Source organism: Sphingomonas molluscorum (assembly GCF_039522995.1).
GTDB classification, from domain to species: domain Bacteria; phylum Pseudomonadota; class Alphaproteobacteria; order Sphingomonadales; family Sphingomonadaceae; genus Sphingomonas; species Sphingomonas molluscorum.
Genome location: NZ_BAAAEL010000015.1, coordinates 403,045 through 425,559 on the forward strand (window position 1 = coordinate 403,045; position 22,515 = coordinate 425,559).

Genomic DNA, 22,515 nt, shown 5'->3' on the forward strand with positions numbered 1-22,515 from the left:
ATGGCCGAGGCCACGATTCCGCCCGGCGCCGAGGCGCCCATGTTCTACGAGCTCGACGAGCATCATCACGACGCCGGGTCCAGCACCATGCTGGGCTTCTGGATGTACCTGATGAGCGACTGCCTCATCTTCGCGATGCTGTTCGCCTGCTACGGCGTCTACAGCGGCAGCCTGGCGGGCGGTCCCGGACCGCACGAGCTGTTCGACCTGAAGCTGGTCGCGGTGAACACCGCGATGCTGCTGCTGTCGTCGATCACCTATGGCTTCGCGATGATCGCAGCCGGCGAGCAGAACAAGGGCGCGACCCTTGGCTGGCTGGCCGCGACCGGCCTATTCGGCCTCGCGTTCCTGGGCATCGAGCTCTACGAGTTCTCGCACCTGATCCATGAGGGTGCGGGGCCGTGGCGCAGCGCGTTCCTGTCGGGCTTCTTCACGCTTGTCGGCACGCACGGCCTGCACGTCACCTTCGGCATCATCTGGCTGGTGGTGCTGATGGTGCAGGTGAGCCGCGGTGGCCTGATCGCCGCCAACCAGCGTCGCCTCCAGTGCCTGTCGCTGTTCTGGCACTTCCTCGACGTCGTCTGGATCGGCGTCTTCACCTTTGTCTATCTGTTGGGAGTGCTGCGATGAGCGCGGAACCCGTGGCCCATCACGCCAGCGGCGAAGCACATGGCTCGCGCCGCGACTATGTGATCGGCTTTCTCCTGTCGGTCGTGCTGACGGCGATCCCGTTCGCGCTCGTCATGACCAACGCCTTTTCGGATCCGCGGGTGACCGCGGGCATCGTGACGGCGATGGCGATGGTGCAGATCGTCGTTCACATGATCTACTTCCTGCACATGAACACCAAGTCGGAAAGCGGCTGGACGCTGATGGCGCTGATCTTCACGATCATCATCGTCGTCATCGTGGTCGCCGGATCGCTCTGGGTCATGTACCACATGAACCTCAACATGATGCCCGAGATGGCGTCCGAGGCCATGGAAGCGATGTGAAGCAGCGTGTCGCCCGGCTCACGCTGGGCACGCTGATTGCCCTGGTCTTCGCAGCGCTGGTGGCGCTGGGGATCTGGCAGCTGGAACGCCGCAGCTGGAAGCTGGCGTTGATCGCACAGGTGGAGCAGCGACTGCGCGCTCCACCTGTCGCGGCTCCGGGGCCGAGGGCCTGGGGCGGCATCGATGACGGGGACGTCTATACCCGCGTCGTCGCAAGCGGCCGGTACCGGGCCGGTGCGGACAGTTTCGTACAGGCTAGCACGCAGCTCGGTCCCGGATATTGGGTGTTGACGCCGCTCGACACGGGCAAGTTCACGCTCCTAGTCAACCGGGGCTTCGTGCCGCCGGAGCTGCGCGGCAAGGTGGCGGCTCCCGAAGGAGAAGTTTCCGTGGAGGGGCTGTTGCGGGTGACGGAGCCCGGCGGTGGTTTCCTGCGCAGCAACGATCCCGCGCAGGATCGCTGGTACTCGCGCGACGTTGCAGCGATCGCCAGCAAGCGGGGGCTTGAGAATGTCGCTCCCTATTTCATCGATGCCGTCGAACCACGCTCCGGATGGCCGCGCGGCGGCCTGACGGTCGTCCGCTTCCGGAACAATCACCTTGGGTACGCCTTCACCTGGTTTGGGCTGGCCGTCGGTCTGCTGGTGATGGTCGCGGTCGCCCGCCGCTGGGGAAGGGAGGTCCACGAGGCGCCGCCACATGACGCGTAGCATCGCCTTTCGCGCCGACGGGGAGGCCGGAAGCCGGAACCAGCGGCTGCTGGTACAGCTCCGCTGGATCGCGATCGGGGGGCAGCTGACCGCGATCCTGGCCGTACACTTCGGTCTTGGTATCACGCTCCCGCTGACGCCGATGCTGGCGACGCTGGGGGTGCTCCTCGGCCTCAACCTATTCGCCCTGTTCCGCCGGGGCAGGGCGACCACCAACCTCCAGATGTTCGGCGTACTGCTGGTCGATGTCGGTGCGCTGACGGTCCAGCTCTACCTGTCGGGCGGGGCCACCAACCCGTTCGTGACCCTCTACCTATTGCAGGTCGTCATCGGCGCGGTGCTGCTGTCCGCCTGGTCGAGCTGGGCGCTGGTCGCGATGACCAGCGTGGCGTTTGCAGCGCTCGCGGTGGTGCATCGGCCGCTGCCGCTGCCGGCGGCATTGGCGAGCGACCTGTCCCCGGGGTTCATGGCCGCCAACTGGTTCAATTTCACGCTCACCTCGATCCTTCTCGTAGCGTTCGTGACCCGCATGGCCCGCAACGTCCGTGATCGGGACGCGCATCTGGCGGCGATTCGCCAGCGAGCGGCGGAAGAGGACCACATCGTCCGCATGGGACTGCTTGCGAGCGGGGCTGCGCACGAGCTGGGGACCCCACTCGCGTCGCTTTCCGTGGCGCTGGGCGACTGGCGGCAGGAGCCCGCCATCGCCGGCAGTCCGCGGCTCGCCGCCGAGGTGGACGAGATGCGGGACGAGATCGCCCGCTGCAAGAAGATCCTGGGCGGCGTCCTGTTCGCCGCGGGCGAAGTCACCGGCGAGGCGCCGGTGCGCACCAGTCTGCATCGCTTCCTGGAAGGCGTCGTCGAAGACTGGCGCGGCAAGGGTCCGGTTCCTCTCCGGTTCGAGAGCCATCTGGGGCCGGACCGCCCGATCGTCGCCGATCGGGCGCTGGCGCAGGCGCTCACCAACCTTTTCGACAATGCGACCGAGGCCGGCGCCGGGTCGATCACGCTGGCGGCGGTGATGGACGGCCCCATATTGGTGCTGGCGGTTCGGGACGACGGACGCGGCTTTCGGGAGGATATGTTGGGGACTGTCGGGCAGCCGTATCGCAGCAGCAAGGAAGCGGGCGGCCTAGGGCTGTTCCTGGCGACCAACGTGCTGCGGACGCTGGGCGGCACGCTGGAGGCCCAGAACCGGGCCGGCGGCGGCGCCGAGGTGGTGTTGGCGCTGCCGATCGCGTCGCTCGCGCTGGAGGAGACGGAATGACCGACCGCAGGCTCCTGATCGTCGAGGACGACGCCGTCTTCGCGCGTACGCTCGCCCGGTCGTTCGAGCGGCGTGGCTACCAGGTGGAGGTGACGGCGGATCTTGAGGATCTGGCCGGCATCGTCGATCGCTTCGCGCCGGAGTTCGCGGTCGTGGATCTGCGGCTCGGCGGGGCATCGGGCCTTGCCTGTGTCGAGCAGCTTCATGCCGCGGACCCGGAGATGCGCATCGTGGTGCTGACGGGCTTTGCGAGCATCGCCACGGCGGTGGAGGCGATCAAGCTGGGCGCTACCAACTATCTGACGAAGCCCTCGCACACCGACGAGATCGAGGCGGCGTTCGACCGGCCCGGCGGCGACGCTCAGGTCGAGGTCTCCGCCACCCCGACGACGATCAAGACGCTGGAGTGGGAGCATATCCACCAGACGCTGGCCGCGAGCGACTTCAACGTGTCGGAGGCCGCGCGGCGGCTCGGCATGCATCGGCGTACCCTCGCTCGGAAGCTGGAGAAGCGCCACCTTTCCTAATCCGGCCGCCTTGACGACCGCGGTGCGCGGCGCGACGGCGGGCGCAAGTTGCTGTCAGGAGAGTGGGTTGGAGCAGGACAAGGACGCGCGCCACAATGCCAGGATGCGCAAGGTACAGCTTGCGCGCCAGGCGATGATGGCGACCAAGACGATCGAGAAGGGGCTGCTGATCGTCCACACGGGGCCGGGCAAGGGGAAGACTACCGCGGCGCTCGGCATGGCGGTGCGGGCGATTGGCCACGGCATGAAGGTGGGCGTGATCCAGTTCGTGAAAGGGGCGATGGATACCGGCGAGAAGGCGGTGTTCGACGCGCTTTCGGATCACATCGAGTTTCGACCGATGGGGGAGGGCTTCACCTGGGACACCCAGGACCGTGCTCGCGACGTCGCCGTGACCCGCACCGCCTGGGAAGAGGTGAAGCGGATGCTGGAGGATCCGACCTACGACATGGTGATCGCGGACGAGCTCAACATCGTCCTGCGCTATGACTATCTGCCAGTGGAAGAGGTGCTGGCGGCGGCTGCGGCACGGGGGCCTCGGCAGCATTTCGTCGTCACCGGGCGCAACGCGCCGCAGGCGCTGATCGACGTGGCCGACCTCGTCACCGAGATGACGCAGGTCAAGCATCCGTTCCGGGACGGGGTGAAGGCGCAAGCCGGGATCGAATTCTGATCGGGCAAGCGATCCCGGCAACGCAGCGCGATTGACCCCGCCCGGCGGCGCGGCTACCGGGCGGCATGCGACAGGTTCCCCGGAGACGGGGATGAAAAGGGAACGGGAAAACCCCGGCTGCCCCTGCAACTGTACGCGGCGAGCCACCGCGCCATACGCCATTGGGAGTGATCCTGAGAAGGCGGCGAGGACCAGCTGAGACCCGCGAGCCAGGAGACCTGCCTGACGCAGTCGTCCTTCGATCGGTCAGGGTGCGCCGAACGGACGGGGAAACCCGAGCGACGACATCGTCAGCCTGCATGCTTGCGGGGGCGAGGGCGTGCGCCCTCTCCCGGCAAGCAGCGGGCGTTGCATGTTGAAGGGGGTTTCATGATCCGAGTTCTTGCGCCGTTGCCGCTGCTGTTTTCGCTTCCCGCTTTTGCACAGGAGGCGCCGGCGCCCGACGCTGCGACTGCCCCGGCTTCCGACGAGGTCGTTGTCACTGCCACCCGCACGCCCGTCGCTGCCGATCGGGTCGCCGCATCCATCACGGTGCTCGACAAGGAAGCGATCGACCGGGCCCAGGACCTGAGCGTGGCAGGGCTGCTGCTCCGCACCCCGGGCGTCAGCCTGTCGAGCAACGGCGGCTATGGTACCGCCACGTCGGTCCGCATCCGCGGTGCCGAGGCCGACCAGACGGTGGTGGTGATCGACGGCGTCAAGCTGAACGATCCGTCCTCGACGGGCGGCGGCTACAACTTCGCGAACCTGCTGGTGGGGGATGCCTCCCGCATCGAGGTGCTGCGCGGCGTCCAGTCGATCCTCTGGGGCAGCCAGGCGATCGGCGGCGTCGTCAACGTCGTGACGCCGCTGCCGCAGAGCGATCTGGAAGGGAGCTTCGACGTCGAGGCGGGGTCACGCGACACCGTGAGCGCCCGCGCCGCGGTGGGCGGGCAGACCGGCCCGCTCGCATGGCGCTTGGGTGGGCAGACGTTCACCACCGATGGTGTCTCGGCAGTAGCGCCGGACTTCGGTGGCCGCGAGGCGGACGGCTATACGAACCAAAGCGCGCAGGGCCGCGCCCGGCTCGAGCTGGCGACCGGCGTCAGCGCCGAGGTGCGGGGCTATTATGCCAATGGACGCGTGGAGATCGACGGGTTCGCCGGCGACAGCCTGGAGTATTCGCGCAACCGCGAGTTCGTGGGATATGCGGGCCTGAACGTCGACCTTCTGGGGGGCCGTCTGCGCAACCGCTTCGGCTACGGCTATACCGACACCAACCGCGACAACTATGATCCGGCGCGCGAGCGGCCCAAGACCTTCGACGCGGCAGGCCGGAACGAGCGCCTCGAGTATCAGGGCAGCCTTGCGATCGCGACCGGATGGAATGCCGTGTTCGGAATCGAGAACGAGAAGTCGCGCTTCCGCTCCGTTTCGCCTTCCGGCGCCTTGTCGGACCCGGTGCCGGAGCCGGCGCGCGGCAAGGCCGAACTCACCGGCGTCTTTGGGCAGGTCAACGGCATGGTGATCGACGGCCTCACCCTGACTGCGGGGCTGCGGCAGGACGACCACAACCGCTACGGCAGCAAGACGCTGTTCGCCGGCGGCGGTGCCTGGGCACTGCCGTGGGGCACCGTGGTTCGCGCCAGCTACTCGGAAGGCTTCAAGGCGCCGACGCTCTACCAGCTGTTCTCCGAATACGGGAACCAGGCCCTCAACCCCGAGCGCGCGCGGAGCTGGGAGGCAGGGGTCGAGCAGCGCCTGCTCGACCGGGCGGTGACGCTTTCGGCGACCTATTTCGAGCGCCGGACCCGCGACCTGGTCGAATACATCGGCTGCGGTGCCACGCCGGACCCGCTCTGCGTCATCCCCGGGACCGACATCGCGCGCTGGGGCTATTACGACAACATCGCCCGCGCGTTCGCCCGCGGAGTGGAAGCCACCGTCGCTGCCCGCCTGGGTTCGCGAGTGACCGCCGACGCCAACTATAGCTGGACCGAGGCCGAGAACCGCTCGACCGGCAGCGCCTATGGCAACTGGTTGCCGCGGCGTCCCCGCCACACGGCCAACGCGTCCGCGACCTACAGCCTGCCGAGTGGCGCGTCCCTGGGCGCGGCGCTGCGCTGGGCCGGCAAGAGCTACGACAATGCGGCCAATACGACGCGACTGGACGACTATACGCTGGTCGATGTCCGGGGCGAGGTCCCGCTGAGCCCGAAGGTCCGGCTGTTCGCGCGGGTGGAGAACCTGTTCGACGAGGACTATGCCACCGTCTACCGGTACGGCACGCTCGGCCGCAGCGTCTATGCAGGTCTGCGCGGCCGCTTCTGAGGGAAATGATCGATGACGACACCCCGTTCTTCCCAAGCCGCATCGGCACTCTGGATCCTGCTGCTTACCGTGGCGAGCGTCGCGACCACCCTGGTGTTCAAGTGCGCGACGCCATTCCCGGCGCTTGCCGCCCTGGCTGCGGTGCACATGCGGGCAAAGGACGGGGTGTCGCTCGCGCTGCTCGCATGGGCGGCGAGCCAGCTCGTCGGCTTCTGCTGGCTTGATTACCCTCTGGCCGCCAACAGCCTCGGCTGGGGTGGAGTGATGGGGCTCGCGGCCGTCGCGGGCGCCATCGCAGCCCACTGGACTGCCGCGCGATCGGGGGCTGGGCTCCTCACCCGGCTCGGCCTGAGCTTCGTCGCGTCCTTCGTCGCCTTCAAGGTGATGATCCTTCTCGGCACCGTAGTGCTGGATGGCGGGACCGCGGCTTTCGCTCCCGACGTGCTGCTGCGCCAGCTCGCGCGCAACGCGGCCGTGCTCGCAGGCTTGCTGGTTCTCCACCGTCTGCTCATCAGCCTCGGCGTGCCGCCCGTGCAGACGGAGCGTGCGCTCGCATGATCCTGAAGCCAGCGGCCACCGGGCCGGCGATCGTCGCCTGCAACACCTGCCGCGTGCCCGGTGAGGACCAGGCCGGCGACAGCGGCAAGCGAAGCGGTGCCCGCCTGGTCGAGGCACTGCGGGCCGTGCAGGCGAGCGATCCTGCCTATGGGGCCGTGGCAGTCGAGGAGATGCCCTGCCTGTTCGCCTGCGGGGACTCCTGCACCCTGCATCTGCGCGCGCCGGAGAAGGTCGGCTACGTCCTCGGGCGCTTCACGCCGGACGAGGGTGCGGCACGTGCGATCCTGGACTATGCGGTCCTGTATGCCGACAGCGATGCGGGACAGGTGCCCTATCGCGACTGGCCGGAAGGTGTGAAGGGGCACTTCCTGACGCGCATGCCACCTGCCGGCTTCGTGGTGGCATGAGCGGCTTCTTCGCTTCGGCCGCAGCGTTCGAAGCGGCGTTAGGAAGCCTTCGGAGCATCGATGCGGCAGCGCGCGATGCTGCTGCCGCCCGTCAAGACGTCCTCACCAAGCCACCCGGTTCCCTGGGCAGGCTGGAGGAGATCGCGCTGTTTGTCGCCGGGTGGCAGGCACGCGAGCGTCCCCGGATCGACCGGGGGCGGGTGGCGATCTTCGCGGGCAACCATGGCGTCGCGACGCGGGGCGTAAGTGCCTTTCCGTCCGAAGTTACGGCGCAGATGGTCGCCAACTTCGAAGCCGGAGGCGCCGCCATCAATTCCTTGGCCCGTGCCGCCGGGCTGGAACTAGTCGTCGTCCCGATCGAGCTCGGCCGCCCGACGAAGGACTTCGTCGAAGCGCCGGCCATGTCCGCCGAGGAGTGCCTCGCGGCGCTCAATCTGGGCGCCGCGGTGGTCGAGCCGGATCTCGACCTGCTCGTGCTGGGCGAGATGGGCATCGGCAACTCGACGGCGGCGGCCGCATTGGCGGCAGCGAGCTTCGGCGGCGGCGCGCGGGATTGGGTGGGGCCGGGTACCGGCGTCCACGGTAGTGCATTCGAAGCCAAGGTCGCGGCAGTCGACGCCGCCCTGACCCGTCACACGAAGGCGGCCTCGGGTGCCTTTGACATTCTTCGGCGCTTGGGCGGGCGGGAGATCGCCGCCATCGCCGGAGCGGTGCTCGCGGCACGGCAGGCAGGCGTTCCCGTGCTGCTCGACGGCTTCATCTGCTGTTCCGGCGTGGCTCCGCTTGCGGCGACCAACCCGGACATCGTCGGGCATTGCCTCGCCGGTCATTGCTCGGCCGAGCCCGGTCACGCGCGGCTGCTCGATCGACTTGGGCTTACCCCGATCCTGTCCTTGGGGATGCGATTGGGGGAGGGGAGCGGTGCTGCGGTGGCAGCAGGCGTGGTGCGCGCCGCGATCGCGACCCACGACCAGATGGCGAGCTTTGCCGAGGCAGGCGTTTCCGAGGCGTGACGGCGCCGATCGATCTTCACCTGATGCGCCACGGCGAGCCGGCGCTTGCCGGCCGGCTTCTCGGCAGCACGGATTGTGCAGTACTCCCCGACGGGGTGCGGGCATGCCGTTCGGCTGCGACCGGGTTGGCCATCCGACAGGTGGTCGCGTCCGATCTGCGCCGCTCGTCGGACTGCGCCAGGGCGATCGCCACGGATCACCAGGTACCGCTGCGCCTTGATGGCCGTTGGCGGGAACTCGATTTCGGACATTGGGACGGACGGAGCCCGGAAGAGGTGGACGCTGCGGCTCTCCGCGAGTTCTGGGACGATCCGGATGGCGCGCCGCCTCCCGGTGGCGAGCGCTGGTCGACGCTCCTCGCGCGCGTCGCCCGAGCCCTGGAAGAGGTCGAGGACGGCAGCCTGATCGTTACTCACGCGGGCGCCATGCGGGCGGCTCTGGTAGCGACCTGCGGCTTCGACCGGCGTCAGAGTTGGGCCTTTGATCTGCCTTATGCCTGTGTGCTCTCGCTACGCCTCTGGCGCGGCGAGGCACCCGCGGCGCAGATCCTGGCACTGCGCCCATGAAGGGGCTGCTGCTCGCCCTCGGCTTCCTCACCCGCCTGCCGGTTCCGTCGGGGGCCGCCGATCCTGAGGCGTTTGCGTCCGCGATTCGCTGCTACCCGCTCGTAGGGCTGGTGGTGGGGGCGCTCGTTGCCGGTGCGGGATCGCTCGGGAGCCTCGCCGACCCATGGGTCGGCGCGCTTGCGGCGCTCGCCTGCTGGGTCGGGGTGACGGGCGCGCTGCATCTCGACGGCCTTGCCGATGTTGCTGACGGAGTCGGTGCCGCGCACGGCGATCGTAGTCGCCTGATCTCGGTCATGGCCGACCCTCATGTCGGCAGCTTCGGCGTGGCAGCGATCGTGTTGCAACTGCTGGCCAAGCTGGTGCTGCTTCATGGCGCGGCGGGCGTCGGATGGACTCCGGTCGTGCTGGTGCCGTTTGCCGCCCGCATGGGCCCGCTCGCCTGGGCCCGCTGGGTCCGGCCGCTCAAGCCGGCTGGGCTGGGCGCAACCGTGGCCTCGGCGGTCCGCGCGCGGGACCTGTGGGGCTGGGCGGCCGTGTTGGCGGCCGCATGCGTCGCAGTGCCTTCCCTGATCGTCGCGCCGCTGCTGATCGCGGCTGCTGCGGCCTGGTTCCGTTGCCGCCTGGGCGGTGTCACCGGAGACGCGCATGGAGCGGGGATCGAGCTGATGGAGACCGGGCTGCTGGTGACGCTAGTCGTGATCGGCCAGCGCTGACAGCGCGATCAGCGCGTCGATGTCGACATGCTGCTCCAGCTCCGCCGCGATACCGTCGAGCGCGCGGTCGACGGAAGCGCTGTGGTCCGGGCCGCTGCCTGCCACGCCGATCCGCGCGAGCCACGCGCGCCGTTGCGCGGCCAGCCCCAGCAGACCATGCACATAGCTTCCGGTCACCAGCCCATCCGCACTCACCGCGCCGTCCGTCCGGCCGTCTTCGAAGCGCACCGCGGCGTGTGCCGTGTCGGGGCCCGTGGTCCTGCCCAGATGGATTTCATAGCCCTCGAACGCTGCGCCATGGGCGGTACCGCGGACCTCTGCCAGCGCCTTGTCGCCGCCGAGCACCGTGTCCACCGCCAGTAGCCCGAGCCCTTCGACCCTCTCCGCAGGCCCCTCGAACCCCTCTGGATCGGCGATGCTGCGTCCGAGCATCTGGTAGCCGCCACACAGGCCCAGCACCGGGCGCCCGCGCCGATGATGCGCCCGTATGTCGATGTCCCACCCTTGTGCGCGGACGAAGCGGAGGTCGGCGATCGTCGCCTTGGAGCCGGGAAGGACGATCAGCGCCGCCTCTGCCGGGATCGGCGTGCCGGGCGGGACCATCACCAGTTCCACGTCGGGTTCGAGCCGGAGCGGATCGAGATCGTCGAAGTTGGCGATGTGGGCGGTGATCGGGCATGCAACCAGCACGCGATCCGCTCTCGGTGCCTGGGATTGCTGGAGCACGACCGCATCCTCGCTCGGCAGCCTGGCGGCATCCGTGAGCCACGGCACCACGCCGAAGCCGCGCCATCCCGTCCGTTCTGCGATCGCATGATAGCCATCGGAGAACAGCGCCGGGTCGCCCCGAAACTTGTTGACCAGAAAGCCGTGGATCATGGCGGCATCCTCGGGGTCGATCACCGCGCGCGTGCCGACCAGCGACGCGATGACGCCGCCCCGGTCGATGTCGCCGACCAGCACCACCGGCACCCCGGCTGCGCGTGCGAAGCCCATGTTGGCGATGTCGCCGGCGCGCAGGTTGATTTCGGCAGGCGAGCCGGCGCCCTCGATCACGACGATGTCCGCCTCGGCCTGCAAGCGCCGGTAGCTCGCCAGCACCTCGTCCAGCAGGCCTTCGCGACCCTGGCGCCACTGCGCAGCCCGAAGAATGCCGCGCACCTGCCCCCGCACTACCAGTTGCGAGGTACGGTCCCCCTGGGGTTTCAGCAGCACCGGGTTCATGTCGACGCTGGGTCGCACCCGCGCAGCCAGGGCCTGGGTCGCCTGGGCACGGCCGATCTCGCCGCCTTCCGCCGTGACTGCGGCGTTGTTCGACATGTTCTGCGGCTTGAAGGGGCGCACGCGCAGGCCGCGATTGGCGAGCGCCCGGCAGAGGCCCGCGACCAGCACCGACTTGCCGACGTCAGAGCCGGTCCCCTGCAGCATCAACGCACCCATGCGACGGCTCCCGCAATTACCCAGAGGAAGAGACAGGCGCGACGATAGACGCGGAGCGCTCGAAGAAGGTCGGTTGATGTCGGGTCCGGATATTCGCCACCGATCCACGGCTTGTCCGCCGTCACGCCGTCATAGGCGACCGGGCCGGCCAGCCGGACGCGAAGGGCGCCGGCCATCGCCGCTTCCGTCCAACCGGCATTGGGGGACGCATGACGGCGGGCGTCGCGCAGCATCGTCCGCCATCCGCCGGCGCCAGCAAGGCAGAGGAGGGCACCACCCAATCGTGCCGGCAGAATATTGGCCAAGTCGTCAATCCGCGCCGATGCCCAGCCGAAGGCACGCCAGCGCGGCTCTCGATGGCCGATCAGGCTGTCCGCAGTGTTGAGCGCCTTGTACGCCCAGAGCCCCGGCAGTCCCAGCAGCAGAAGCCAGAAGAGCGGCGCGGCGATGCCGTCGCAGAAGCTCTCTGCAAGGCTTTCGATGCCGGCGCGCGCGACGCCGGCTTCATCGAGCGCGGCAGTGTCCCTGCCGACGATGCGGGAGACTGCAGCACGCGCCCCGGGCAGGTCGCCGGCCAGCAGGGCCGCTGCGACGGGCCGGACGTGATCGTCCAGGCTCCGCTGCGCCAGGCCGGGTGCCGCCAACAGCGCCACGCCGATCCAGCCATACGGACCCAGCAGGTTGCGGGCCATTCGTTCGAGGAGCCAGGCGCCACCCGCTGCGGCGACGATCAGGAGCATGACCGTGAGAACCCCGGCGGCGCGGCGGCTCCACTCCGGCCGGTCCGGAACGTTCCAGCGCGCCTCGCACGCACCGATCAGGCGCGCGAAGCCGCCGACGGGGTGGCCGACGCGGGCATAGAGCCGCTCGGGCCACCCGACTGCGGCATCGATCGCAAGCGCGAGCAGGGCGATCGGCTCAGCGATGGGAGAGCGCCCGGTCGAGCCGCGCCAGCGCCGCCGCATCCGCTGGAAGGCCGATGCGCAGCCACTCGGGCGCATAGTCGAACGGCCGGGTCAGGATGCCCCGGTGCGCCAGACTGGTGAAGAGCGCCTGCGCCCCTGCGTCCTCGATCAGACGGAATAGCGGACCTGCGCCCTGCGGCTCGAGATCATGACGGCGCAGCACCGCATCCAGAGTCCCGCAGCGCTCTGACAACTGCTTGCGGGCATCCGCGATCCAGTCGGCATCGGCATAGGCGGCAGTGCCGAGCGCGATCGCGTGGGCGGAGACCGGCCAGCTTCCCAGCCGATCGCGCAACGCCGCCACCAGATCTGCCGCGCCACAGGCGAAGCCCAGGCGGACGCCGGCCAAGCCGAAGAACTTCCCGAACGACCGGAAGACGAGCACCCGATCGTTTGGCGTCAGATGCGGGAGCACGCTTACCTCTGGAGTCGCGTCGGCAAAGGCCTCGTCGATCACCAGCACGCCACCTGCGCGAGCAATGCGACGGGCCAGGTCCAGCATCTGTTCGGGCGCGACCACGCGGCCGTCCGGGTTGTTCGGGTTCGCGAGCAGCAAGGTGCCGTCGCCGACCGCCCCAAGCTCATCGATCCGGACCGTGCCGCTGCACGCGAGGGCATCCGCGTGAGTTCGGTAGCCGGGCGCACCGTGGCGGTGCGGGGACGGCAACCCGAGGCCGCCGAGCAGCCGCAGCCCCAATTCGGTGCCCGGCAAAGCGGTGATCGCCAGATGCTGCGCGCCAAACGCGGCGGCGGCGGCCGCCTCCAGTGCCGCGCGCGATCGCTCCGAGGGTAGCCGATCGAGGTCGATGTCGGGCGCGATCGTCGGGCTCCATGCAACGGGGTTGATCCCGGTGGAGAGATCGAGCCATGGCTGCGGCGCATCGGGAAAGCAGTGCGTCGCCTCTTCGAGGGAGCCGCCGTGGAACATCAGTGCGCGCAATGCGGAGCCTCGACTTGGGGTGCGGCAGCCTCCATCCGCATTGGCGGCGCAACAGGCAAGGGGCAAGGATGAGCATCGAACGATCGGGACGCACGATGCTGGTGCTGGGCGGCGCCCGTTCGGGCAAGAGCCGCTACGCACAAAGCCTGGCAGAGGCATCGGGTGGTCGGCTGGTCTTCGTCGCGACTGCCCAGGCGTTCGACGACGAGATGACCGATCGCATTCGCCGGCATCAGGCCGATCGCGATGACCGCTGGACGACCGTCGAGGCGTCGGTCGACTTGGCCGGCGCGGTCGCGGCCGCGGATCGCGAGGACGCTGTGGTGCTGGTCGACTGCCTGACGCTGTGGGCTTCCAACTTGCTGCTCGGCGAGGAGGATGCCGAGGAGCGGCTGGCGCAGTTGCTGGCGGCACTGGAGCGCGCGCGGGGGCGGGTGCTGCTCGTGGCCAACGAGGTCGGGCTCGGCATTGTGCCCGACAACGCGCTCGCCAGGACGTTTCGGGATCTTGCCGGCACCATCAACCAGCGCGTCGCCGCGGCGGTCGACCGGGTGCACATGACCGTGGCGGGCCTCCCCATCGTCGTGAAGTGACCCCGATCCGGCTTGACACCTGCCGGGCGCAAGCGGCAGCACGGGGGCGACGACATGGGAGAGATCGGGCACCAGCCCGGCGCCGAAGGAGCAACCGCCCCGGAAACTTTCAGGCAGAAGGACCGGTCGTCATCAACATCTGGAGAGAGGCGCGCTGGCGTCCGCCGACGGGATAGCATTCTCAGGCAGGAAGGACAGAGGGGGCATGCAACCGCCGGAAGGCGGGGAGTTCATCATGCCGGACGATCCTTCCCAGAACAGCCGCGCCGACGCGCGCCGCGCGATCAGCGTCACCGAATTGTTCACGATCGGCATCGGCCCGTCGAGCTCGCACACCGTGGGGCCGATGCGCGCGGCCCATGGCTTTGCTGAGGCGGCGCTGGAGGCGCTGCTGCCGGTTCGCGTCCGCTGCGAGCTCTTCGGTTCGCTGTCGCTGACGGGACGTGGGCACGCGACCGACAGCGCCGTCGTGCTCGGGCTTGCCGGCCATCTGCCCGATACCGTGAACCCCGACGCCGTACCGGAAATCCTGCGGGCGGTGCGCGAACGCGGCCAGCTGCAGCTTGGTGGGCGGGTGCCGATCGCGTTCGGCGCGGACGACATCGTCTTCTCGCACGAGTTCTTGCCCGGGCATCCCAATGCGGTGCGCTTCACCGCCTGGGATGCGGACGGGGGCGAACGCACGCAGACCTATTTCTCCATCGGCGGCGGCGTGGTGGTGGAGGCGGGCGCCGGATTGCACATCGCCAATGCCGCGGTCGCGCATCCATTTGCCTCTGGTGCCGAGTTGCTCGAACTGGGCGAGGCGACCGGCCTTTCGATCGGTGAGATCGTCCGTCGCAACGAGTGCGCCTGGCGCAGCCGCGAGGAAACCGATGCCTTTCTGGACGCGGTGCGGGCGGCGATGCTCGCCTCCATCGACCGGGGCTGTGCGACCGACGGCGTGCTGCCGGGGGGGCTGAACGTCCGCCGTCGTGCCAAGGCGCTGCACACGACGCTGGCCGCGCGCAGCGATCGAGCGGCGCCGGCTTCGGTGATGGAATGGATCAGCCTGTGGGCGCTCGCCGTCAACGAGGAGAATGCGGCCGGCGGACGGGTGGTTACCGCGCCCACGAACGGGGCCGCGGGCGTAATCCCGGCAGTGCTCCAATATTACGAGCGGTTCGTGGAAGGAGCGACGCCGGAGGGCTCGCGGGTGCTGCTCGCGACCGCGGCCGCCATCGGTTTCCTGTACAAGAAGCGCGCTTCGATCTCGGCGGCCGAGATGGGGTGCCAGGGTGAGGTCGGCGTCGCCTGCTCGATGGCGGCAGCGGGACTTGCGGCGGTGCTTGGTGGCACGAACCAGCAGATCGAGAATGCCGCAGAGATCGGCATGGAGCACAACCTAGGCCTGACCTGCGACCCCATTGGGGGCCTGGTGCAGGTGCCCTGTATCGAGCGTAACACCATGGGTGCGGTGAAGGCGGTCAACGCCGCTTACCTGGCGCTGCACGGCGACGGCAGCCACATCGTGCCGCTGGATGCGGTGATCGAGACGATGCGGCAGACGGGCGACCACATGCGATCCGAGTACAAGGAAACGAGCCTTGGCGGCTTGGCGGTGAACGTCGTCGCCTGCTGACGGCTTGCCTGAGGGACCCGTTCCGGTCCATTCGGCCGCCATGCCGAAGATCCGCGCCGACCAGCTGCTCGTCGACCGAGGCCTTGCCGAGAGCCGCACCCGCGCGCAGGCGCTGGTGATGGCCGGCCTGGTGTTCGTCGGTGATCGCAAGATCGACAAGCCGGGCCAGCAACTGGCGGACGATGCCGTGCTGGACGTGCGGGGGCGCGACCATCCCTGGGTTTCCCGCGGCGGGGTCAAGCTCGCCCACGGCCTCGAGCACTTCGGCTGGACGGTCGACAACGCGGTTGCGATCGACGTCGGTTCGTCCACGGGGGGCTTCACCGACGTGCTCCTGACCCGCGGCGCGGCGCGCGTCTATGCCGTCGACAGCGGCACCAACCAGCTCGCCTGGAAGCTCCGCCAGGACCCCAGGGTCATCGTGCACGAGCAGACGAGTGCGCGGCTCCTCACCGCGACGCATGTCCCGGAGGGGGTGGACCTGATCGTCTGCGACGCGAGCTTCATCGCGCTCGCCAAGGTGCTCGACGTGCCGATGGGGTTCGCGAAGCCGGGCGCACGGTTGCTCGCGCTGGTGAAGCCGCAGTTCGAGGCCGGGCGCGCGGAGGTGGGCAAGGGCGGCGTCGTCCGCGATCCCGCCGTGCACGCGCGCGTGTGCGAGGAGGTGGCGAACTGGCTCACCGGTCGCGGCTGGCAGGTGGAGGGCGTGACGCAGAGCCCCATCACCGGTCCCGAAGGCAACGTCGAGTTCCTCATCGCAGCTCATGCTCCCGACGAGGGCAGCGGTCCCGAATAGGGACAGGCTCTGAGTGGCGGCTCCGGCTTGCATTGCACCCGGCCGCACCGCAGACAACGCGACCGGATGAACAGGATTGAGCGCGTGAACGAGATCGCTTCCAGAGCGCAACTGCGTGCGGGATTCCTGCGGTGGGCGATCGTGACCGTGCCGCTCGTCCTCCTCCTGGGACTGGTGGCCGGCAGCCTGGTTCCCGCGGGATCCCAGAACGCCTGGTACGCCGCCTTGGCAAAGCCGTGGTTCACGCCCCCGGACTGGGCCTTTCCTATCGCCTGGACGCTGATCTACCTGCTGCTGGGCGTGGCCTTGGCCATGGTGCTCGACGCGCGAGGCGCGCGCGGGCGTGGGATCGCCGTCAGCGCCTTTGTGGTGCAACTGGTGCTCAACCTCGCCTGGATGCCTCTGTTCTTCGGAGCGCATCGGGTGTCCGCGGCTCTGGCGTTGATCCTGGTGCTGCTTGTTGTGGTGGCGCTTACGGCTTGGCTGTTTGCCCGGATCCGCCCGCGTGCGGCGCTGCTTTTCGTGCCCTATGTCGCGTGGCTGACCCTGGCGACGGCGCTCACCTGGGAGATCGATCAGCGTAATCCGGGTGCCGAAACCCTTGTGCCCGCGACCTCGTCTGCCCAAATGGCGATCTAGACGCGGGAAGGACCTGACACATGCAATCCGAAAACCGGATCTTCGACGATTTCGCCAAGTTCGTGAACGGTGCTGCCGGCACGCTGGCTGGCATGGCGCGTGAGGGCGAAAGCGCAGCGCGCGAGCGAGTGCGTGAATTCGTCGGCGGGCTCGACTTCGTCAGCCGTGACGAGTTCGAGGTCGTGAAGGCGATGGCCGTTGCCGCGCGGGACGAGGCAGATGGCCTGAAGGCTCGACTGGAAGCGCTGGAGGCGAAGCTCGCTGCTGGAGGCGCCGCGCCGGCGGCGGCGGAACCGCTTGCGGGCGACAGCATCGGCTAACGGGTTTTCCCCAGCTTTCTGGACCAAGCGGCGCGCGTCGACCTTGTGTCGGTGCGCGCCGCTTGGCATTTCCGAACCATGACGACTGCCCACCCGGAAAGGACCTGATGCTCGACGAAGCCGAGGATGATCGCGACGCTGCCGCTCCGATCGATATGTTGGAGCGCTACTTCGCCGCGCACGGCTGGTCGCACCAGCGCGACGAGGATGAGATCGTCGCCAAGGTCAAGGGAAGCTGGACGGAGTTCGAGTTGCGCGCGATCTGGCGGGCGGACGACGGCGTGCTCCAATTCCTGGCCTTTCCGGACGTGCGCGTCGCGGACGACCGACGCGCGACCATCTATGAGGCGATAGGCCTGATCAACGAGCAGTTGTGGATCGGGCACTTCGAGCTTTGGTCGTCGAGCGGCATCCTGCTGTTCCGCCATGCTGCGATGATCGACGTCGAGGAAGCGGCGCTCTCGCTGGAGCAGGCCGAGGTTCTGGTCGATACCGCGATCGACGAGTGCGAGCGCTTCTATCCGGTGTTCCAGTTCGTGTTGTGGGGCGGCAAGTCTCCGCGAGAAGCAATCGCCGCCTCGATGATCGAGACGCGGGGCGAGGCGTGACGCAGCCGCTCGCCGGACCGATCTGGCTGGTCGGATGTGGCAACATGGCCGGAGCGATGCTGCGCCGTTGGCTGGACACCGGCCACGTGTCTGCGGCTGACGTCACCGTCATCAATCGCAACGGCACGCTGCCGATCGACGGCATTCGCGTGCTGACGGAGGTGCCTGCCGACGCGCCCGCACCAGCGACCATGATGCTGGGGGTGAAGCCGCAGCAGCTCGACATCATCGCGCAGACGGCGGTTGCACAGGTCCGCCCCAGGCTTCTGCTGTCGATCCTGGCAGGCGTGGAGAATGCAGCGCTTGGGGCGCGATTCCAGGCGGATGCCATCGTGCGCGCGATGCCGAACCTGCCGGTGTCGATCGGCAAGGGTGTGGTGGCGTTGCACAGCGATAGCACCGATGAGAGGCTACGCGGTGCGGCGACGGCGCTGATGGCGCCGCTCGGCACCGTCGAATGGATTGGGGAGGAGAGGCTCTTCGATGCGGTGACCGCGCTGTCCGGATGCGGCCCCGGCTTCGTCTTCCGCTTCATCGACGCGATGGCGGCGGCGGGCGCGGCGCTCGGCCTTCCGGAGGACCAGGCGCGACGCCTGGCGATTGCGACCGTCGAAGGCGCGGGAGCATTGGCCAGCGGAACGGACGCTCCGCCCGCGACGCTGGCCGACCGCGTCGCGAGCCCGGGCGGCTCGACCCGTGAGGGCCTCAACGTGCTCGACCGCGAGGATGCCCTGCGTCGCCTGATGGCGGAGACGCTGGCCGCATCGGCTCGGCGCAATGCGGAGATGGCGGCCGCCGCGCGCGGCTGATCAGCGCTCGCCGAGTGCCCGGATCATCGGACGGTCGCTGTCCGGGATGAGGCTTTCGAGCACCGTCCAGAACCCTGCGACCGCTTCGGGTCCGGCCGTCTGATAGGCTTTCGCCAGCCGCTCCCGCACGAGCTGATACAGGCGGCTCTCCAGCGCAGCGCCTTCCGGCGTCAGCTTCAGCAGCCGCCTGCGCGCGTCCCGGTCGTCGCTTCGGCTTTCCACCAGTCCGCGTTCGGAAAGCTCACCCAGCACGCGCCCCAGCGATTGCTTCGTGATCGCCAGCAGCCGCAGCAGTTCGCTCACCGACAGGCTGGGCTTGCGGGCGATGAAGTAGAGGGCCCGGTAATGCGCCCGGCCGAGCTTGTGCGCTTCGAGCTCGGCGTCGGTCACGCGGGTCAGATTGGAATGCCCGAAATAGAGCAGCTCGAAGCCGCGGCGGATTTCCGTCTCGCGGAGGAACTGGGCCGAGGCTGCACGATTTGGGACAGTCATGTTGACCTGTTCTGCCAGTGGGCTTAGGCCACGGCAAGCCGGAACGGCACCGCGCCGTCCGATTGCGGAGCAGATCATGATCGACCAGTCCGAAACGCGCTTTCCTCTTACGCCGAACGCCTCGCCGCTCCCGGCCAGCGAGCGTGCGGACAAGCTGGTGAGCCCGGGCTTCGGTCGCGTGTTCACCGATCACATGGCGATTGCACGCTGGTCCGACGAAAAGGGCTGGCACGACATGCAGATCGTCGCGCGCGGCCCCGTGCAGATGGACCCCGCAGCGGCGGTGCTCCACTATGCCCAGGAAATCTTCGAGGGGCTGAAGGCGTACCGGCTCGAGGACGGCGGCGTCGGCCTTTTCCGTCCGGAAGAGAATGCGAAGCGCTTCCGTCGTTCGGCGCGCCGCATGGCGATGCCGGAACTGCCCGAGGAGCTGTTCCTCGCGTCGTGCCGGGAGCTCTCGCTGGTCGAGCGGGACTGGATCCCCGAGGGCGAGGGCGGGGCGCTCTACCTGCGCCCGTTCATGTTCGCGAGCGAGGTGTTCCTGGGCGTGAAGCCCTCGGCCGAGTATCTCTACATCGTGCTCGCATCCTCGGTCGGCGCCTATTTCAAGGGCGGCGCGCCGAGCGTGTCGCTGTGGGTCTCCCAGGAGTATACGCGCGCAGCGCCGGGCGGCACCGGTGATGCGAAGTGCGGCGGCAACTATGCGGGCAGCCTGGTGGCGCAGGCGGAGGCGATCCGCCAGGGCTGCGACCAGGTCGTCTTCCTCGATGCAGCCGAGCGCCGCTGGGTCGAGGAACTGGGCGGCATGAACATCTTCTTCGTGTTCGACGACGGCAGCATGCTGACGCCGCCGCTGACCGGCACGATCCTGCCCGGCATCACCCGCGACTCCATCCTGCGCATCGCGCGCGACCAGGGGATCACGGTGCGCGAGGAGCGCTATGGGATCGACCAGTGGGAGGCAGATGCCCGCAGCGGCCGGCTTCGCGAAGCATTCGCCTGCGGCACCGCTGCGGTGGTGACCCCGATCGGCAAGGTATCCTCGCCGCAGGGCAGCTTCTCGATCGGCAACGGCGGCCCGGGCGAGCGTACGATCGCGCTGCGCGATACGTTGGTGAACCTACAGCGCGGCCGCACGGAGGATCCGTACGGCTGGCTCGAGCGGATCGACGCATAACCCCCTTCCCACCACGCCCGGGGCCGGTATAAGGCCCCGCGGCTGTTGGGGCGTCGCCAAGCGGTAAGGCACCGGTTTTTGGTACCGGCATTCGCAGGTTCGAATCCTGCCGCCCCAGCCATTTGATTTCTATACATTTATACCTCTTTTCCGGTGTGCGCTTCGGGCGCGTTCCGCACCTCGTTCCGCAACTGCGCGTTGCGCGCTTCGAGTTTTGCGACCGCCGAATCGCTCAGCGACGCGGTCATGGCCTGGTAGAGATCGAGCATCCGGGCGACCGTGGAGACGGTCCAACCCAACATGGCGGCGATTTCCGATGGCGTGGCGCCGGCCTGCGCTAAGATCGTGCAGGCGGTGCCGCGCAGGTCGTGGAAGTGGAGCCCGTCGCGACCGGCGCGCACGACCGTCTCGCGCCAGCGGTGATCGAAGTTGACCTTTCCCCACGGCTTGCCGTTGCGGGTCAGGATCGTCTTGGCGGTGCGCGGCTGCGCATCGAGGAGCGCCTTCAGCGACTGCGTGACCGGCATGTCGATCATGCGGTTGCGCTTGGCTTGGCGCAGCCGGATGCGCTGGCCATCGTAGGCCGTCCACGGCAGCGCCAGGAGGTCGCCCTTACGCTGGCCGGTGCCCAGCGCCAGTTCGAAGGCGAGCCTAATTTCAGGCTCGGCGGCTTCCCGTAGCGCTGCGATGTCGGGCGGCAGCCAAAGCTTGTCCGCGCGATCCGCCTTGTAGACCTTCTTCGGGCGCGTGGCGTGGTTGTGCATCAATAGGCCACGATCGCGACCCCATTCCAGCACGATGCGGAGCACGCCCAACACGGCGTCCGCCTGGCGCGCAGACGTCTTGGCGCGATCGTCGCGCCACTGGAGAAAGCGCACCCGGATCTTCGGGTCTTCGATCACCGCCAGTGGGTGGTTGCCGAACCGCTCGCCGATGCGCAGCAGCGCGGCGTCGTAGTCGCGCTTCGTCCTGGGCGCGAGCTTCAGATACTGGGGCGACCGCTGGTATCCGTCGATGATCGCCTGCAGGGTGCCGTGGGTGCGGGCGATGCGGGGCGCCTGGATCGCTGCGTGGAAGGCCCGCATGAACGCAGGGGTGCCGGGCGCGAACTCTTCGGCCTCGTCCCCTTCAAGCGGCTTGATGGCGCCGAACCCGCGCAGGAAGTAGTAGGTCCGGCGCGTGCCGTCCGCGAGCTTCTTCTTACTGGCGTAGACCCCCTTAAGCGGCACGCGCATGTTCCACCTCCCACTGTTCGAGCGGCGAGAGGGTGGTGGTGCCGGCGTCCAGGCGCGCATGGCGGTCGAGCAGCTGGTCGTGCGCGCGCACGTCGTAGCGGTTGGTGCCGCGCACGGGGCCGGGCACCAGGCCCTTCTGCGCCCATATGTCATAGGTCGCCGTGCTGATGTGGCCGAGGTACGCGCAGATGCCGGCCTTGCTCTGCAGGCGCGCCTGCGGGTCGAATTCCGCACTCATGCGGTATCCTTTCGATCTTTCAGGTTGTCGCGGATGGCGGCGGCGTGCGCGGCCGCAGCGGCTGCGTGGCGATCGAGCCCATCTGCGATGGCGTACAAGTCGTGGACCGCAACGCCGCGGCTCGCCTCGAGCTTGGCGCGGAACGAGCGGCGCTCGATGCCGAGTGCAGCTGCGGCGCGGGCTGTGCCGAACAGGTCGGCCGCCTCCCGCAGCAGCGTTATGCGGCGGGCACGATCGCCCATGCTGAGCCTGTTTTTAGGCTCGCTCTCCCCAGCGACGCGCGCGCCCATCACCGTTGACCCTTCGCATCGGCGAACGTCTTTACGATGAGCGCCGGGATGCAGAGCATCGCCACCACGATGCCACCGGCGATCACCAGGGCACGCAAGGTGCGGCGGGTCATCTCCCGCCGCTTGAGAACACGGCGGGCGGTCACAGCCCCTCTCCAGCGGGATCGCAGCGGGTGCAGCTGGTCGCCGTCGCCCAGCTGGGCATGTCATGATCGTGGGCCGAGGTGCCGCAGCCGCGGCAGACGCGCGGATGGCGACGCTGGTCTGCATCAGCGAGCTGCTGGTAGACGTCGGCATCGAACGGCATCACCGTGGCGATCGCGTCGAGCGTCTCGCGCATGCGGGCGCGGACGCCCGGCGCCTCAAGCATGACCAGGAGCGAGACGATGTCACCGCCGCCGACGAGCATGCCGGCGGGCAGTTCGCCGGCCTCTACCAACGCGGTGCGCAGGTCCGTCAGGCGCGCGGCCAGGTCGCGGATCTCAAGACCAGCGGCCTTGCGGCGCAGGCGCAGATAGCCCTCTGGCGTCAGCGGCTGCGCGTCGGGGATGCGGGGGAGGAACCGCTTGCGCGGCGGCGTGGCGAAGGCGTGACGGTGCAGCATGGGGCATCC

The 22,515-nt window shown here is 68.7% G+C and carries 29 protein-coding genes, 1 tRNA gene and 2 riboswitches; of the genes, 21 read left to right on the forward strand and 9 right to left on the reverse strand.

Annotated elements, in window-relative coordinates; genetic code table 11:
- The 12 genes from cyoC to cobS all read left to right on the forward strand — a co-directional run bounded on the left by cyoC (position 1) and on the right by cobS (position 9,739).
- A complete protein-coding gene (gene cyoC, locus ABDZ92_RS16115; RefSeq protein ID WP_125959996.1) occupies positions 1-630 on the forward strand; it encodes a cytochrome o ubiquinol oxidase subunit III in 630 nt (209 codons plus the stop codon).
- Positions 627-995, forward strand: a complete 369-nt coding sequence (gene cyoD / locus ABDZ92_RS16120; RefSeq protein ID WP_125959995.1) for a cytochrome o ubiquinol oxidase subunit IV — start codon at positions 627-629, stop codon at positions 993-995. The genes cyoC and cyoD overlap by 4 nt, the downstream gene beginning before the upstream one ends.
- Complete coding sequence (locus ABDZ92_RS16125) at positions 992-1,705, forward strand: SURF1 family protein (protein WP_125959994.1); 714 nt, start codon at positions 992-994, stop codon at positions 1,703-1,705. Before cyoD ends, ABDZ92_RS16125 begins: the two co-directional genes overlap by 4 nt.
- Complete coding sequence (locus tag ABDZ92_RS16130) at positions 1,695-2,972, forward strand: ATP-binding protein (RefSeq protein WP_125959993.1); 1,278 nt, start codon at positions 1,695-1,697, stop codon at positions 2,970-2,972. Before ABDZ92_RS16125 ends, ABDZ92_RS16130 begins: the two co-directional genes overlap by 11 nt.
- On the forward strand, positions 2,969-3,499 hold the full coding sequence (locus ABDZ92_RS16135; RefSeq protein ID WP_125959992.1) for a response regulator transcription factor: 531 nt from the start codon (positions 2,969-2,971) through the stop codon (positions 3,497-3,499). Before ABDZ92_RS16130 ends, ABDZ92_RS16135 begins: the two co-directional genes overlap by 4 nt.
- Positions 3,500-3,566: 67 nt before the next feature.
- Positions 3,567-4,172, forward strand: a complete 606-nt coding sequence (gene cobO, locus ABDZ92_RS16140; RefSeq protein ID WP_125959991.1) for a cob(I)yrinic acid a,c-diamide adenosyltransferase — start codon at positions 3,567-3,569, stop codon at positions 4,170-4,172.
- 55 nt (positions 4,173-4,227) lie between these two features.
- Positions 4,228-4,412, forward strand: a riboswitch (cobalamin riboswitch).
- Between the two features lie 129 nt (positions 4,413-4,541).
- Positions 4,542-6,482, forward strand: coding sequence for a TonB-dependent receptor plug domain-containing protein (locus ABDZ92_RS16145; protein WP_125959990.1), 1,941 nt, complete (start codon positions 4,542-4,544; stop codon positions 6,480-6,482).
- Positions 6,483-6,494: 12 nt separating this feature from the next.
- The gene (locus tag ABDZ92_RS16150; RefSeq protein ID WP_125959989.1) at positions 6,495-7,040 is read left to right on the forward strand and encodes a hypothetical protein; all 546 of its coding nucleotides are present in this window, start codon (positions 6,495-6,497) and stop codon (positions 7,038-7,040) included.
- Positions 7,040-7,447, forward strand: coding sequence for a DUF1636 domain-containing protein (locus ABDZ92_RS16155; protein ID WP_125960141.1), 408 nt, complete (start codon positions 7,040-7,042; stop codon positions 7,445-7,447). The genes ABDZ92_RS16150 and ABDZ92_RS16155 overlap by 1 nt, the downstream gene beginning before the upstream one ends.
- Positions 7,444-8,460, forward strand: coding sequence for a nicotinate-nucleotide--dimethylbenzimidazole phosphoribosyltransferase (cobT, locus tag ABDZ92_RS16160; protein WP_125959988.1), 1,017 nt, complete (start codon positions 7,444-7,446; stop codon positions 8,458-8,460). The genes ABDZ92_RS16155 and cobT overlap by 4 nt, the downstream gene beginning before the upstream one ends.
- Entirely contained in the window at positions 8,457-9,026 is a 570-nt protein-coding gene (locus tag ABDZ92_RS16165; protein ID WP_241211779.1) for a histidine phosphatase family protein, read from the forward strand. The genes cobT and ABDZ92_RS16165 overlap by 4 nt, the downstream gene beginning before the upstream one ends.
- Complete coding sequence (gene cobS, locus ABDZ92_RS16170) at positions 9,023-9,739, forward strand: adenosylcobinamide-GDP ribazoletransferase (RefSeq protein WP_125959987.1); 717 nt, start codon at positions 9,023-9,025, stop codon at positions 9,737-9,739. Before ABDZ92_RS16165 ends, cobS begins: the two co-directional genes overlap by 4 nt.
- Here cobS and ABDZ92_RS16175 read toward each other — a convergent pair.
- The 3 genes from ABDZ92_RS16175 to ABDZ92_RS16185 are packed head-to-tail and all read right to left on the reverse strand — an operon-like array spanning position 9,716 to position 13,084.
- On the reverse strand, positions 9,716-11,179 hold the full coding sequence (locus ABDZ92_RS16175; protein ID WP_125959986.1) for a cobyric acid synthase: 1,464 nt from the start codon (positions 11,177-11,179) through the stop codon (positions 9,716-9,718). The two genes, cobS and ABDZ92_RS16175, sit on opposite strands and share 24 nt — an antisense overlap.
- Entirely contained in the window at positions 11,167-12,144 is a 978-nt protein-coding gene (gene cbiB / locus ABDZ92_RS16180; RefSeq protein WP_125960138.1) for an adenosylcobinamide-phosphate synthase CbiB, read from the reverse strand. The genes ABDZ92_RS16175 and cbiB overlap by 13 nt, the downstream gene beginning before the upstream one ends.
- Entirely contained in the window at positions 12,098-13,084 is a 987-nt protein-coding gene (locus ABDZ92_RS16185; RefSeq protein WP_343763883.1) for an aminotransferase class I/II-fold pyridoxal phosphate-dependent enzyme, read from the reverse strand. Before ABDZ92_RS16185 ends, cbiB begins: the two co-directional genes overlap by 47 nt.
- Positions 13,085-13,152: 68 nt before the next feature.
- On the opposite strand from ABDZ92_RS16185, the gene cobU reads away from it, so the two are divergent.
- The 7 genes from cobU (at position 13,153) to proC (ending at position 18,470) form a co-directional block, all read left to right on the forward strand.
- Entirely contained in the window at positions 13,153-13,677 is a 525-nt protein-coding gene (cobU, locus tag ABDZ92_RS16190) for a bifunctional adenosylcobinamide kinase/adenosylcobinamide-phosphate guanylyltransferase (protein WP_125959985.1), read from the forward strand.
- 44 nt (positions 13,678-13,721) lie between these two features.
- Positions 13,722-13,812: riboswitch (glycine riboswitch) on the forward strand.
- Between the two features lie 100 nt (positions 13,813-13,912).
- Complete coding sequence (locus ABDZ92_RS16195; protein WP_125960137.1) at positions 13,913-15,298, forward strand: L-serine ammonia-lyase; 1,386 nt, start codon at positions 13,913-13,915, stop codon at positions 15,296-15,298.
- Positions 15,299-15,338: 40 nt separating this feature from the next.
- Positions 15,339-16,094 carry a TlyA family RNA methyltransferase gene (locus tag ABDZ92_RS16200; RefSeq protein ID WP_125959984.1) on the forward strand — a complete coding sequence of 252 codons (756 nt, stop codon included), beginning with the start codon at positions 15,339-15,341 and terminating at the stop codon, positions 16,092-16,094.
- 84 nt (positions 16,095-16,178) lie between these two features.
- Entirely contained in the window at positions 16,179-16,733 is a 555-nt protein-coding gene (locus ABDZ92_RS16205; RefSeq protein WP_125959983.1) for a TspO/MBR family protein, read from the forward strand.
- Positions 16,734-16,753: 20 nt separating this feature from the next.
- Complete coding sequence (locus tag ABDZ92_RS16210; protein WP_125959982.1) at positions 16,754-17,053, forward strand: accessory factor UbiK family protein; 300 nt, start codon at positions 16,754-16,756, stop codon at positions 17,051-17,053.
- A gap of 107 nt (positions 17,054-17,160) precedes the next feature.
- Complete coding sequence (locus ABDZ92_RS16215) at positions 17,161-17,661, forward strand: type III secretion system chaperone family protein (RefSeq protein WP_125959981.1); 501 nt, start codon at positions 17,161-17,163, stop codon at positions 17,659-17,661.
- Positions 17,658-18,470: a pyrroline-5-carboxylate reductase gene (proC, locus tag ABDZ92_RS16220; RefSeq protein ID WP_125959980.1), complete on the forward strand. Its 813-nt coding sequence runs from the start codon at positions 17,658-17,660 to the stop codon at positions 18,468-18,470. Before ABDZ92_RS16215 ends, proC begins: the two co-directional genes overlap by 4 nt.
- Here proC and ABDZ92_RS16225 read toward each other — a convergent pair whose 3' ends face one another.
- A complete protein-coding gene (locus tag ABDZ92_RS16225; protein WP_125959979.1) occupies positions 18,471-18,962 on the reverse strand; it encodes a MarR family winged helix-turn-helix transcriptional regulator in 492 nt (163 codons plus the stop codon).
- A 76-nt stretch (positions 18,963-19,038) separates the two neighbouring features.
- Between ABDZ92_RS16225 and ABDZ92_RS16230 the strand changes: the two genes are divergently transcribed.
- Together ABDZ92_RS16230 and ABDZ92_RS16235 are read left to right on the forward strand one after the other, a co-directional pair.
- Positions 19,039-20,139 carry a branched-chain amino acid aminotransferase gene (locus tag ABDZ92_RS16230; protein WP_125959978.1) on the forward strand — a complete coding sequence of 367 codons (1,101 nt, stop codon included), beginning with the start codon at positions 19,039-19,041 and terminating at the stop codon, positions 20,137-20,139.
- A 46-nt stretch (positions 20,140-20,185) separates the two neighbouring features.
- Positions 20,186-20,260: transfer RNA gene (locus ABDZ92_RS16235), tRNA-Gln, on the forward strand.
- Positions 20,261-20,276: 16 nt separating this feature from the next.
- On the opposite strand, the gene ABDZ92_RS16240 is transcribed toward ABDZ92_RS16235, so the two are convergent.
- Genes ABDZ92_RS16240 through ABDZ92_RS16260 form a run of 5 tightly spaced genes read right to left on the reverse strand, consistent with a single transcriptional unit; the run spans position 20,277 to position 22,506 of the window.
- Positions 20,277-21,374: a tyrosine-type recombinase/integrase gene (locus ABDZ92_RS16240; RefSeq protein WP_164521211.1), complete on the reverse strand. Its 1,098-nt coding sequence runs from the start codon at positions 21,372-21,374 to the stop codon at positions 20,277-20,279.
- Entirely contained in the window at positions 21,358-21,612 is a 255-nt protein-coding gene (locus ABDZ92_RS16245; protein ID WP_164521210.1) for a hypothetical protein, read from the reverse strand. The genes ABDZ92_RS16240 and ABDZ92_RS16245 overlap by 17 nt, the downstream gene beginning before the upstream one ends.
- A complete protein-coding gene (locus ABDZ92_RS16250; protein ID WP_272695320.1) occupies positions 21,609-21,902 on the reverse strand; it encodes a hypothetical protein in 294 nt (97 codons plus the stop codon). Before ABDZ92_RS16250 ends, ABDZ92_RS16245 begins: the two co-directional genes overlap by 4 nt.
- Positions 21,902-22,048, reverse strand: coding sequence for a hypothetical protein (locus tag ABDZ92_RS16255; RefSeq protein WP_164521209.1), 147 nt, complete (start codon positions 22,046-22,048; stop codon positions 21,902-21,904). The genes ABDZ92_RS16250 and ABDZ92_RS16255 overlap by 1 nt, the downstream gene beginning before the upstream one ends.
- On the reverse strand, positions 22,045-22,506 hold the full coding sequence (locus tag ABDZ92_RS16260; protein ID WP_125959975.1) for a hypothetical protein: 462 nt from the start codon (positions 22,504-22,506) through the stop codon (positions 22,045-22,047). Before ABDZ92_RS16260 ends, ABDZ92_RS16255 begins: the two co-directional genes overlap by 4 nt.
- Positions 22,507-22,515 lie beyond the last annotated feature (9 nt).

What these genes read in the sequence shown, in the direction of transcription:
- cyoD (WP_125959995.1), top strand. Translation starts at nt 627, where the DNA reads ATGAGCGCGGAACCCGTGGCCCATCACGCCAGCGGCGAAGCACATGGC.
- ABDZ92_RS16175 (WP_125959986.1), bottom strand. Translation starts at nt 11,179, where the DNA reads ATGGGTGCGTTGATGCTGCAGGGGACCGGCTCTGACGTCGGCAAGTCG.
- ABDZ92_RS16245 (WP_164521210.1), bottom strand. Translation starts at nt 21,612, where the DNA reads ATGAGTGCGGAATTCGACCCGCAGGCGCGCCTGCAGAGCAAGGCCGGC.
- cbiB (WP_125960138.1), bottom strand. Translation starts at nt 12,144, where the DNA reads ATGCGGCGGCGCTGGCGCGGCTCGACCGGGCGCTCTCCCATCGCTGAG.
- ABDZ92_RS16225 (WP_125959979.1), bottom strand. Translation starts at nt 18,962, where the DNA reads ATGACTGTCCCAAATCGTGCAGCCTCGGCCCAGTTCCTCCGCGAGACG.
- cyoC (WP_125959996.1), top strand. Translation starts at nt 1, where the DNA reads ATGGCCGAGGCCACGATTCCGCCCGGCGCCGAGGCGCCCATGTTCTAC.
- cobT (WP_125959988.1), top strand. Translation starts at nt 7,444, where the DNA reads ATGAGCGGCTTCTTCGCTTCGGCCGCAGCGTTCGAAGCGGCGTTAGGA.
- cobU (WP_125959985.1), top strand. Translation starts at nt 13,153, where the DNA reads ATGAGCATCGAACGATCGGGACGCACGATGCTGGTGCTGGGCGGCGCC.
- ABDZ92_RS16260 (WP_125959975.1), bottom strand. Translation starts at nt 22,506, where the DNA reads ATGCTGCACCGTCACGCCTTCGCCACGCCGCCGCGCAAGCGGTTCCTC.
- ABDZ92_RS16240 (WP_164521211.1), bottom strand. Translation starts at nt 21,374, where the DNA reads ATGCGCGTGCCGCTTAAGGGGGTCTACGCCAGTAAGAAGAAGCTCGCG.
- ABDZ92_RS16150 (WP_125959989.1), top strand. Translation starts at nt 6,495, where the DNA reads ATGACGACACCCCGTTCTTCCCAAGCCGCATCGGCACTCTGGATCCTG.
- ABDZ92_RS16195 (WP_125960137.1), top strand. Translation starts at nt 13,913, where the DNA reads ATGCCGGACGATCCTTCCCAGAACAGCCGCGCCGACGCGCGCCGCGCG.
- ABDZ92_RS16230 (WP_125959978.1), top strand. Translation starts at nt 19,039, where the DNA reads ATGATCGACCAGTCCGAAACGCGCTTTCCTCTTACGCCGAACGCCTCG.
- ABDZ92_RS16200 (WP_125959984.1), top strand. Translation starts at nt 15,339, where the DNA reads ATGCCGAAGATCCGCGCCGACCAGCTGCTCGTCGACCGAGGCCTTGCC.
- ABDZ92_RS16250 (WP_272695320.1), bottom strand. Translation starts at nt 21,902, where the DNA reads ATGGGCGCGCGCGTCGCTGGGGAGAGCGAGCCTAAAAACAGGCTCAGC.
- ABDZ92_RS16210 (WP_125959982.1), top strand. Translation starts at nt 16,754, where the DNA reads ATGCAATCCGAAAACCGGATCTTCGACGATTTCGCCAAGTTCGTGAAC.
- ABDZ92_RS16135 (WP_125959992.1), top strand. Translation starts at nt 2,969, where the DNA reads ATGACCGACCGCAGGCTCCTGATCGTCGAGGACGACGCCGTCTTCGCG.
- ABDZ92_RS16130 (WP_125959993.1), top strand. Translation starts at nt 1,695, where the DNA reads ATGACGCGTAGCATCGCCTTTCGCGCCGACGGGGAGGCCGGAAGCCGG.
- cobS (WP_125959987.1), top strand. Translation starts at nt 9,023, where the DNA reads ATGAAGGGGCTGCTGCTCGCCCTCGGCTTCCTCACCCGCCTGCCGGTT.
- ABDZ92_RS16215 (WP_125959981.1), top strand. Translation starts at nt 17,161, where the DNA reads ATGCTCGACGAAGCCGAGGATGATCGCGACGCTGCCGCTCCGATCGAT.
- ABDZ92_RS16145 (WP_125959990.1), top strand. Translation starts at nt 4,542, where the DNA reads ATGATCCGAGTTCTTGCGCCGTTGCCGCTGCTGTTTTCGCTTCCCGCT.